The organism is Acidovorax facilis (genome assembly GCF_023913775.1).
In the GTDB taxonomy this organism is placed as follows: domain Bacteria; phylum Pseudomonadota; class Gammaproteobacteria; order Burkholderiales; family Burkholderiaceae_C; genus Acidovorax; species Acidovorax facilis.
Genome location: NZ_JAMXAX010000184.1, coordinates 1 through 9,817, shown reverse-complemented (window position 1 = coordinate 9,817; position 9,817 = coordinate 1). Strand labels below are relative to the sequence as shown.

General features: G+C 64.8%; 12 protein-coding genes. 3 read left to right on the top strand and 9 right to left on the bottom strand.

Annotated elements, in window-relative coordinates:
• A partial coding sequence (locus NFX52_RS28070; RefSeq protein ID WP_252635931.1) for a site-specific integrase occupies positions 1-1,366 on the top strand: 1,366 nt, incomplete at its 5' end.
• Between the two features lie 12 nt (positions 1,367-1,378).
• Here NFX52_RS28070 and NFX52_RS28065 read toward each other — a convergent pair.
• Both NFX52_RS28065 and NFX52_RS28060 read right to left on the bottom strand, forming a co-directional pair.
• The gene (locus tag NFX52_RS28065) at positions 1,379-1,708 is read right to left on the bottom strand and encodes a helix-turn-helix domain-containing protein (RefSeq protein ID WP_252635930.1); all 330 of its coding nucleotides are present in this window, start codon (positions 1,706-1,708) and stop codon (positions 1,379-1,381) included.
• A complete protein-coding gene (locus NFX52_RS28060) occupies positions 1,705-2,088 on the bottom strand; it encodes a type II toxin-antitoxin system RelE/ParE family toxin (protein WP_011805136.1) in 384 nt (127 codons plus the stop codon). The genes NFX52_RS28065 and NFX52_RS28060 overlap by 4 nt, the downstream gene beginning before the upstream one ends.
• Positions 2,089-2,164: 76 nt before the next feature.
• Between NFX52_RS28060 and NFX52_RS28055 the strand changes: the two genes are divergently transcribed.
• Positions 2,165-2,647, top strand: coding sequence for an H-NS histone family protein (locus tag NFX52_RS28055; protein WP_252635929.1), 483 nt, complete (start codon positions 2,165-2,167; stop codon positions 2,645-2,647).
• Positions 2,648-2,726: 79 nt separating this feature from the next.
• Here the strand turns inward: NFX52_RS28055 and NFX52_RS28050 are convergent, their stop codons facing one another.
• From NFX52_RS28050 to NFX52_RS28020, 7 genes are read right to left on the bottom strand one after another with little or no spacing between them, the layout of a single operon-like run.
• Positions 2,727-4,886 carry a site-specific integrase gene (locus NFX52_RS28050; RefSeq protein ID WP_162239797.1) on the bottom strand — a complete coding sequence of 720 codons (2,160 nt, stop codon included), beginning with the start codon at positions 4,884-4,886 and terminating at the stop codon, positions 2,727-2,729.
• Positions 4,870-5,295, bottom strand: a complete 426-nt coding sequence (locus tag NFX52_RS28045) for a DUF6283 family protein (RefSeq protein ID WP_055402350.1) — start codon at positions 5,293-5,295, stop codon at positions 4,870-4,872. The genes NFX52_RS28050 and NFX52_RS28045 overlap by 17 nt, the downstream gene beginning before the upstream one ends.
• Before the next feature lie 9 nt (positions 5,296-5,304).
• Positions 5,305-6,342, bottom strand: coding sequence for an SMEK domain-containing protein (locus tag NFX52_RS28040; protein ID WP_055402352.1), 1,038 nt, complete (start codon positions 6,340-6,342; stop codon positions 5,305-5,307).
• Entirely contained in the window at positions 6,339-6,542 is a 204-nt protein-coding gene (locus NFX52_RS28035; protein WP_055402354.1) for a hypothetical protein, read from the bottom strand. The genes NFX52_RS28040 and NFX52_RS28035 overlap by 4 nt, the downstream gene beginning before the upstream one ends.
• 8 nt (positions 6,543-6,550) lie before the next feature.
• Positions 6,551-7,234, bottom strand: a complete 684-nt coding sequence (locus NFX52_RS28030) for a YkgJ family cysteine cluster protein (protein WP_055402355.1) — start codon at positions 7,232-7,234, stop codon at positions 6,551-6,553.
• Positions 7,224-8,315, bottom strand: coding sequence for a hypothetical protein (locus tag NFX52_RS28025; protein ID WP_055402358.1), 1,092 nt, complete (start codon positions 8,313-8,315; stop codon positions 7,224-7,226). Before NFX52_RS28025 ends, NFX52_RS28030 begins: the two co-directional genes overlap by 11 nt.
• On the bottom strand, positions 8,308-8,793 hold the full coding sequence (locus NFX52_RS28020; RefSeq protein ID WP_202907231.1) for a hypothetical protein: 486 nt from the start codon (positions 8,791-8,793) through the stop codon (positions 8,308-8,310). The genes NFX52_RS28025 and NFX52_RS28020 overlap by 8 nt, the downstream gene beginning before the upstream one ends.
• 315 nt (positions 8,794-9,108) lie before the next feature.
• Here NFX52_RS28020 and NFX52_RS28015 point away from each other — a divergent pair, with 315 nt between their 5' ends.
• Entirely contained in the window at positions 9,109-9,576 is a 468-nt protein-coding gene (locus NFX52_RS28015) for a helix-turn-helix domain-containing protein (RefSeq protein WP_055402361.1), read from the top strand.
• Positions 9,577-9,817: the final 241 nt, after the last annotated feature.

Here is a 9,817-nt window from a genome sequence, read left to right as displayed (position 1 = left end):
CGACCTCGAGCGCTGGCTGCCGGCGCGTGCCGCCGGCGCCATGAAAGCCCATGGCTTCAAGACCCTGGCCGATCTGACGGTGCGAATTCCGCGGCGCCGGCGCTGGTGGACGGGCATTCCCGGCTTGGGCGCGGCCAGCGCCAGGCAGATCGAAGCCTTCTTCGCCGCGCACGCGCACCTCACGCAGCAAGCCCGCGCGCTGGTGCCCATCGGCGCTCAAGATGATGTGGCGCCCTGGGAAAGGCTGCGCGTGCCCCATGAGGTCGACGGCTCGCGGGGCACCTTCCGCGCACCCAAGGCCACCTGCACGCTGGACGCAAACAACGACTACGAGGCGGTGCAGGCTTGGCTGGCGCTGCACGAATCGGCTGCAACCCAGCGGGCCTACCGCAAGGAGGCCGAGCGGCTGATTCTGTGGGCCGTTGTGGAGCGCGGCCGGGCGCTGTCCTCGCTCACCACAGAAGACGCGGTCGCCTTTCGCGCCTTCTTGCGACACCCAGCGCCCAGGGCCCGCTGGATCGGCCCGGCGCGGCCGCGCTCGTCGCCCGAGTGGCGGCCGTTCATCGGTGGACTGTCAGCCCGATCGGTGGCCTACGCGCTGTCGGTGGTGGGCGCCATGTTCCGCTGGTTGATCCAGCAGCGCTACCTGCTGGCCAACCCGTTCGCCGGCATCAAGGTGCGCGGCGCATCGCGCTCCGAATCGCTGGCCGTCACCCGGGTCTTCGGCGAAGGCGAATGGTCAGTGATCCAAGCGGTCGCCGAAGGCCTGGAATGGGGACATGGATGGCAGGCACCGGCGGCGCAGCGCCTGCGCTTCGTGCTGGACTTCGCCTACGCCACGGGCCTGCGCATCGGGGAGCTGGTCGGCGCCACGCTGGGACAGATCGAGACCGATGCGCATGGTGATCGCTGGCTGCACCTGGTGGGCAAGGGCAGTAAGGCCGGCAAGGTGGCGCTGCCGCCACTGGCTTGTGCGGCGCTGGACCGGTATCTGATGCAGCGCAAGCTGCCGATCACGCCCGCGCGATGGGATCCGCTGGCACCGCTCATTGGCAGCCTCGATCAAGAGAGTACAGCGGGCATCACCGCGACGCGGCTGTGGAGTGTGATGCGACGCTTTTTCACAAAGGTCGCCGAAGTCATTGAGAAGGACAGCCCGGCCACGGCCGAGAAACTGCGCCGTGCCAGCCCACATTGGATGCGCCACACCCATGCTACGCATGCATTGGCGCGCGGGGCCGAATTGACCACCGTGCGCGACAACCTGCGGCACGCATCGATTTCGACGACCTCAATCTACCTGCACGGCGACGAGGTTAAGCGGGCGCGGCAAATGGGGGAGGCTTTCGCAGCCCGGCGATCTTGACGGGTCGCAGCGTCAGGCGAACTGCAGCTCGATCTTACCGGCACGCCGCCGTACTGGACCGACCACGATCTTCACGTCATGCCCCAGCTTGGCCACCAGTTCCAGCAGCTTCGCCTCGCTGACCCCGCGAAACTGGCCGCGCGTGATGCGGGAGATCTTGGACTGATCGATTTCCAGCAGCGCGGCGGCTCCCTGTTGCGTCAGGCGTCGCGCCTTGATGGCGCAGGCAATCTCAGCCGCGAGCTGCGACTTGCGCTGCATTTCCGCAGCGTCGGCATAGCCCAGGTCCGCGTAGACGTTGGTGCTGCCTTCTTCGATGGTGATGTGGCTGTTCTGGCTCATCGCTTTACTCCTTGCTTTGCTTGCCAAGCCTCAAAATCCTGCACCGCAGCCTTCAGCCGTGCCTTGATCAGGTCCAGGTCCTCCTTCGGCGTCTTGATGCCGCTCTTGGACTTCTTCTGAAAACAGTGCAGCACATAGACCCAGCCCGCGAACTTGACCGTGTAGACCGCCCGGAACGTGTCGCTCCGGAAATCCTCGACCACTTCCAAAACCGCGGCGGAACCAAACCCGCTCAGCGCCTTGGCGTCCGGGTGCTTGCCACCGGCTTGCGCCAGGTCGATCGCATGGCCGAACACGTCTTGGACGTCCTCGGGCATTCCGTCTAGATCCCGCTTGGCCGAGCCGACCCATTTGAGCGGTTTGCGCGGCTGGGTGGACATTAGTGGTGATTATGCCAATTTAGGCATAGACCGTCAAACCGAACTGAGCCCGGTGGGACGATGGCGGTGACATCTGATGAAAGGGAGCCGCAACCCTCAAAGCGCACCAATCTGCACGCAAAGGACGGCGCGCCGGAAATTCAGACATTCACAAGTGGTTGTTTTTGAAAGAACTTTTTTCGCGAAGCGCACCAATTTGCACGGAAAGTACGATCACCCCAAGACACTCACCCAGATGAAGAAACGCCTTGAAGAGGCGATGAATGAAGCCCATGAAGCCGAGGAGATCATTCCGCTGATGAAAGAGGTGATCGCCAGGTTTGAACTGGTGCCGGACGACCTGTTTGAAACGGGTGCGCCGGAATCCAAAGTGGGTATCCGAAAGACGTCCCGAGTAGATCAGCCATCAGGTGGTGAAACGAGCATGTACCGAGACGCCCATGGCAACACATGGGTGGGCAAGGGCCGCCGTCCCAAGTGGTTGATCGAAGCCTTGGGGAGGGGCAAAACCCTTGAAGATTTCTTGCCTCGTGAAAGGCGTCTTCGAAGCGCTAAGTAGTTGTGGCTAAAGGACTTTAGTCAGTCGAATTCCGTTTTTGCATAGAAACCGAGGTTACCCCTTTCCGCCAACGTCTTGCTCAAACAATGGACTGGATCTTGTCCACGGTCTCCTTGCGCGAGGAGAGCTCGGCCTTGACGTAGATCATCGTGGTGTTGATGTCGGCATGGCCCAGCAGCGCCTGCGCCACCGCCAGTGCGCCATCTTGTCCTTCGTTGGCTGCAATCGTGTCATGCGCAAAGGTGTGTCGCAACCAGTGCGTGGAGGCCGCCAAAAAATCCGAACTCTTCGGGCCCGCGATCTTCGCGCATTTCCCAAAGAACTCCTTGAGCAGCCCGTAGATACGCGCCGCGCTCAGTCCGCCATCCGCATTCCCTTCACGCCGTGCGTTGTGGGGCAGGTCGCCGGCGCTTCCTTCGCTCTTTCCGGCCAGCCGCTCATCGAGGATGCCCAGCAGGGGCATCTTTGCGGGCTCCAGGTTCTTGAACGCATCCAAGTCACCCGACTCGGCCAGCGCGATGCGGTCGGCACGGTGTTCCTCCAGCGCTTCGATCGTCGCGTCCTGCAGCGGAACGATCCGCTCCACCTTGCCCTTCCCCTCGAAGCGCAGCGCCCAACTGTCGGAGGCCTCGCCATCGATGCGCATGCGCTCGAGATTCGACCAGGTCATTCTGGCGGCCTCGTCGCGGCGCAGGCCTGCAGTCTGCAGCAGCCGGATCATCGCAATGAGCCGGCGCTTGCGCGGCCCATCGTCCATGCTGCTCACCACGGTGCGGATCACCTCCTTGTCTTGGGCACTGAAGGAGCGCATGACGTCCATCTTGACCTCGGTGCGCTTAGGCCCCCGCATGCCCACCGCCGGGTTAAGTGCCAGGTAGCCCGTGCCGTACCAGTAGGTGAGCATCTGGCGGACGGCCACACTGGTCTGTAGCATGCCCGCTGCGCTGAGTGGGCCCTTGAGCGGACGCCAGTCAGAGGCTGTCCGCGTGCGGACGCGCGTCTGTACCCAGTGGGCAGGCGGCTTTCGCAGGAAGTCGAAGAACATCAGCAGGTCAGGTGACTCCAGTGCCGAGATCGCTCGGCCGCGCTCGGTGATCGCCCACAGCGCCAGCCGCTCGATCGCGCGCCGGTAGACCTCTTGTGTCGCCGGACTGTTGTCGCGCAGGGTGCCGAACCACGCCAGTATCGCCTGCAGGTCGTCCTGGGCACCCAGCGTATTCACCGTGCCGCGGAAACCGCCCACCGCGCCCCGCAGCGCCGGCGGCCACACCATGTCTCCGAAGGGCACGAGCTGGCCGCTGTATTCCTGGATCTCACCGGCCGGGGGGCGCACCGGCTCCTCCAGGCCGTTACCGGGCAGGATGCCGCTTTGGTCCAGCCAGCCTTGCAGTCTGCGCCCGCGCACCCGCCCGTACCGCGGTATCGCATTCCACCAGCGCACGCCCTTGAGCGCCATCCAGTCGCGCAAGTCGCCCAGGCTGACCACCCCGGCATCGCGCAGTGCCTGCGTCTGTACCGGTGTCAGTTGGAGCCATTGCGCGACCGCATCCTCTCGCTGCGGCCGCACCGCGAGGCGTCGGTCCATCCAGTCCAGGGCGTGCAGCTTGCGGCGGAAATCGCCCGTGCCGGCCTCGGCAGCTGCCGGGTTTGGCTCCGGGGCAGGGCGGTTGGCTTCGGTGTGCGGTGCAGCCGCACCAAACTCTTCCTCATACAGCTCGATGAGCTCAGCTTCCGAGTACATGTCGGCGTCGAACCGCTCCGCGAATTCCTGCAAGCTGGGGCAGGTATCCGCCGCCGACTCGCCCGGTGCCGGGGACGCGAGGGCTTGATCCGCCCCCGTCATCGCGGGGTGGGCGCCCTCCGGCCACACGATGGCCGCCTGCTCGGCAAGCTCTGGCCAGGTCGAGGCCATCGCGAGGACGCGCCCGCGCAGCTGATCGCCGTAGGTGTCGGCCGCTTTGCGCTCGATCGCCACGCCCAGGTAGGAGAGATACTGCTCAGCGGCTACGCGCGCATCCACGCCCTGCACGGTGGCCCGAAGGAAGGCGACGTCATCCGCGGTGATAGGCCGCTCCGTGGTCTTCGCGCGCGCGCCGGGCGGACGCCCACGCCGGCGCCGCGGCGCGGCGGCTTCGGGCGCCTCGAGCGCGTGGCCATGGTCATCGACAACCGGGGTGCCGCCCAGAGCGCGTCCTGCAGTGTCAGCCATGGCGCCCCCCGAGCTAAGCTGTGCTGTCATCGGCGGCCTCCTCCAGCTTGCGCAACACATCGCCATAGTTCGCGTGCAGGGCAGGCCAATCCCGGCCAGGCGCCAGCGAGGCCTCCGGCACCCAGCCCTGGACACAGGCCAGCCGAACCTTGGGGTGGCAGTGGCCGACGGTCGCCAGCCAACCGGCACAGGCGAACTCCTCGCCAACCCTCGACTGGTGGCACGCGAACACCTTCGCGTCAAAGTCCGGTCCGTGTCCACGCGCATCCGGGCAGGTGTCCCCCAGGTCGCGCGCCTTCGCGACAGAAAACCCTGGGATGTCCTTCGCGGTCTGGTCCAGGCGCCACGGGCAGCTGGGGCAGGGCTGGGGAAGCAGCTTCCAGGTTTGATCGGCACCGCCTTGGCAGCTCGGGCCTTCTTCGAACGTGTAACTGTGCATGGCCGGTCCTCAAAACGCGGAAAGGTCGGCGCCACCGATCACCTGGCGCACCGTCAGGCCACGGCTCTCAATGAAATCGACCAGACCCTCACGCACCGGAATGCAATCGGTGAGGTCCATGAAGATCTCAGGGGCGCCAGATTCGTGTGGATCCTCGCCATCGACAGCAACCAGGCCCTCGTAGATCAACAGGTCCAGCTCTTCCTTGACCTTGCCGCCGCACTCGCGCAGCACCTTGTTTAACTCCGCGTGAATCGCAGCGTCGCGGAAGTTGCGCCTTGGCTCGCGATGCTCGCGGCGTTCGATCAGCATGGCCAAGAATTCCCGGGTCACTCGCGGCAATCGGCGCAGCTTCTTGGCCAGGGTCGGCAATGCCTTCGCGATGTCGACCTTGGTTTCGTCTTCGAGCTCGCCGAACTTCTTTTCGTAGAACTTCAGAAAGGCCTTGCCGTCACCGAATTTGAGCGGCGGCCGTGCCTCCCACTTGTCATAGCCATTTGTGGGGTAGCGGCCTTTCTCGTCGGGGACCTCCAGCTCCACCAGCAGCTGGACCGTGTTCAGGCGCACGACCTGATGGACTGCCTGCAGCTTGTCGAGCGGCAAGGCCAGCACCATGCGGGCGATCTCGGTGAAGTCCCAGATATCTTTCTCGGGATCGAAGGTCACGCCATGCTTGAATGGCCCCTCGACGCTGTAGCTGGTTTGCTTCTTGCCCAGACAGAACACCACGATGCGCTCGTAGGCCTTCGCCTGCTCGGCGGTCAGGGCGTCCAGGGTGTGGCGCACCTTCTGGCTTGAAGCCGTGGCGGTTACCTGGATTCCGTACCGGCCGCCTGTGTCTCCAAGGTCGAGACCGGGTTCGTTGGGACGCTCATCGTTGAGCGAGTGCAAGTCCGTACCCAGCACCGCGTTCAGCAGCTCGCCCACAAAGGCCTCCGTGAAGACGCTCATGTCGGTGATGCCCAAGCGGTTGCGGGTCTCGACCCGCTCGGAGATGCCCGTGAACGCATCCACGATCTCACCGATGAAGTGCCCTCTGGTGATCATTTCCCCATCTCCTGTGCTCGGCAGGCGTCATGCGCCGCGACGACAAACGCGGCCAGCTCCGCCTCCCCTTGGAAGTGCCCGATGCGCAGGCCGTCGGCCGAGCCTCCTTGGGCGAACACCTCGCCGGCACAGTTGCTGCTCCAGGCGACATCGCGCACTTCCGGCGCGAGCTGCTGGTGCAGTACGTTCATCGCATCCATGCCCACTGCTATTGCTCCCCGATTTCTGACGGAAACCAGTCGCGGATGTCAGCCACCAGGCCCCCGGCGGCCACCTTGCCGTGGTAGACCGCTTTTTCGATGGACGTGTCCACATACGGCACGGAAATCGACTCCCCTGGCACGATCTGGCACAGCAATGCGTCCTCGTCAAAGTTCGCGTTCAGGCGGCACACGAGCGGGCGGTTCCTAAAGATTCCGCATTCGCCCGCTTCAAGGAAGGGGCATGGCTGGCCGGTGTGCCGTGCCGGCATCGGAGGCGGTTCGTTCAGGTCGCGCCCCACGGACACGGCGCCGGCGGGAGCTGCTGCGGGCCGTTGGCCGATGGCCCGTCCAATGAGTTCAGCCTCGGCCTGAGTCACCACCACGTCCTGATGACAACACGCATCACAACCCCGGCGGCAGGCAACCTCGCGCGCCACGGCCTGACTGAGCCGGTCGGCAGCACGGTGCAGCCACACGATGGCGTTCGCGCGCGAAGGCGCCCCGATCGCCTCATTGACGAGGCGCATACGGTCCGCGTTGGCGGGCACGAGCACGGCCCTGGCACGCGCGTCGATCCGCGCGCGACCTTCAGGCCCCAGGATCTCGCCTTCGCGCTGCCGCACGCGCTGCAGGTGCGCAGCGCGGTCCGAGGTGTCCCAGCGGATGGCCGGGCCTGCTTCAGAAGCCATATTCGCGGTCACGCCAGCGGCGCAGCACTTGGTAGTCGTTTTCGGGGAGGTCGATCTGGCCGGCCTCGGCCGCCTCCAGAACGCGGTGGCCAGCCCCGTCGTGCACGCGGTTGCCGTGCAGCAGATAGAAGAACCAAGCAAACGGGGCACCCGTGCGCCGGTCGATGGTGCACAGCTTGTCATACAGCGCGTGCACGCTGCCCTTGCGCGACTCCACCTCGGCAAGCTTCTTGTCGAAGGTCCACATCGGCACGAGCGAGACCCAGCGGCGGTTCGTGGTCTTGTCCTTCGAGTCGCTGATCTGCATCACCCGGTGGCGGCACAGCCGCTGGCCCGATTGCCCGGCACTGCTCGCGGCCCAGTCCTTGAACAGGCGGCGGCCCTTGGCGGGGTATTTGTCGAGCCCGGGATCGATCTCTTTGTAGCCAATGTCACGCGGCGGTCCTTCGGACTGGGAGTCCGAGACCATGAACCGCAGGGCACGCACCCGGGCGCGCTGCAGCTCTTCATCCGCGTCGATCAGTTCCAGGAACCGGGCCATATCGACGACCCGGCGCAGCCGGTAGCGCGGCGTTCCCAGGGGCGTTTGTTCCTCGGGCGGCAGCTCTTGCCCCTGCGCTTCGGAGAGCAGCTCCCGGGCGTCGCGCGGAGGCGAGCCATAGTCCTGCATCAGCCGGTTCTCCAGGCGTTCGCTCGACAGTTCGACCTCGATCTGCAGGAAGTTGGACTCGTCGCCGCCCCGGTCGACCACCAGGTACAGCGAGGTGATTTCCGTGGTGCTCAGCCGCAGGTCGGCCGCGAGCAAACGCTGGTGGGTGACGCTGGCCCGCGCGCCGTCGTTCACGAACTCCTGCGAGAGCCAGGCCGCCAGGTCCTCGTGCACGAGCTCGCCCGCTGCCGTGAAAACCCGGCGCTGGGCCAGGTAGCAGTTCGCGCGGCTGGTGGCGAACTCGACAGCTTCCAGGCCGGGCACTGCGCGCAGGACCTTGAGCAGTGCCTTGTGGCGCGGGTCGCGCCCATCGGCGGGCACGCTGGCAATGGCCTCGGCGAGGCCTGGAATGTCGTGCACGTATTCAGTCATGTCGCGGCTCCATCGCAAAGTCCGTGGCTGCGTCCAGCCGGAGACCTAAATTTTGCATAAAAAGTCGATTCTTCATGGCACCCGCCTGGGCGATAGGGCGCGCACCATCGCGGTGGGCCGTGGCATCCGAAGCGGACTGCTGCGCTGGTGGGCTCACTAGGCGTGAAAACACGCCGCGCCCATGGTTGCGCCCCCCGCACTGGCACTCGCACGTACCGGTGGCCTTGCCGTGCAGGCACTTGGCGTTGCATTCGTGCCGTGAGGGCTGGGCCTTGTAGACGATTCGCCGCGTCACGGGCAGCGGGCTACCAGGGCCTTCCAGCGGATAGCCGACCCAGCGCGAGTAGCCGTCGGCGCGCAGCCCGGCCACCACAGGAAAGCGCTGCGCGAATTCCGAGTTGGCCATGGGCCACACGCCCTGAAGCGGGACCGGCTCGCGGCCGGGCCCCAGATCGCAGAAGTAGCGCATGCGCGCCATGGCTAATCTCCCAGAGGTATGCGGCCGCCAGCTGCACCTGATCATTTATCCATCTTGACCCAGGGCGCCGGCGAGCGCAAAATTTTCAAAAAGCAGTGGGCAGCGGGTGGAGGCCACGCCCGACAGGCACGCCTCAATTTTTTACTCCAAACGCACGCATCATAAGTACCATTAGCCTGCGTGACAAATAATTCTTTTCTTTGAAAACTTGTCATCGTAACCACCGGATTTCCCTTGGCCCATCGTAGCATTGTGTCGCATTGCGACATTTTGCCAGATTTCGGCGTATCATTGCGGCTTGTAAGGAGTCCGACAATGCAAAATCTCACCACTAGCTCGCAACACTTCCTGCGCTCGGCGCGGGAAGCCCTCAATCTCACGACCACCCAGGCTGCCGCGCTTGTGCATGCCTCACGCCGATCCTGGGAGCGCTGGGAGTCGGGCGTACAGCGCGTGCCCGAGGCTACGCTCGAGCTGTTCCTAGAGAAGCTTCAGGGCCGCGCCCCGGCGCCCGACGGCGTTCCTCGCGATCTAGTCGTTGTCCTGCTCGACGCCGGCGGCTGGACCCAACCACTGGACGTCGTCGGGCGTGAGAACTTCGTGCACCTCAGCGAGTCCCCCACGCCAGGCTGCGCTCGTATCCACAGCCTCGCCGTATCCCCCACCGGCCGCCCCTACGTGCACACCACCGAGTTCGAGGTGCGTATCAACGGCCACGTGATCGAGAAGGCGAACACCTGGACCGGCCTTGTCGCGCAGCTGAACGCGGAGTCACCGGCATGACGGCACGCCCAAGGCAGTAGACAGACGCAACAAAACAGTTGCGCGCGCAGCTTGACGTCATCGCGGCTGCAGGAGTAAATTTGCCTCAGGGGCCGAAACCTGAGGTGGCGATTACTATAGACCAGGCATGATTTATTCATGAACTTGTATTGATTTCATGACTCCAAAGTTCATGGAAAAAGAAGATGCACGCAAGCAGTCGCGGGAAGTACTGCATGAGCGTCGCAAGCAGGTCATCCGC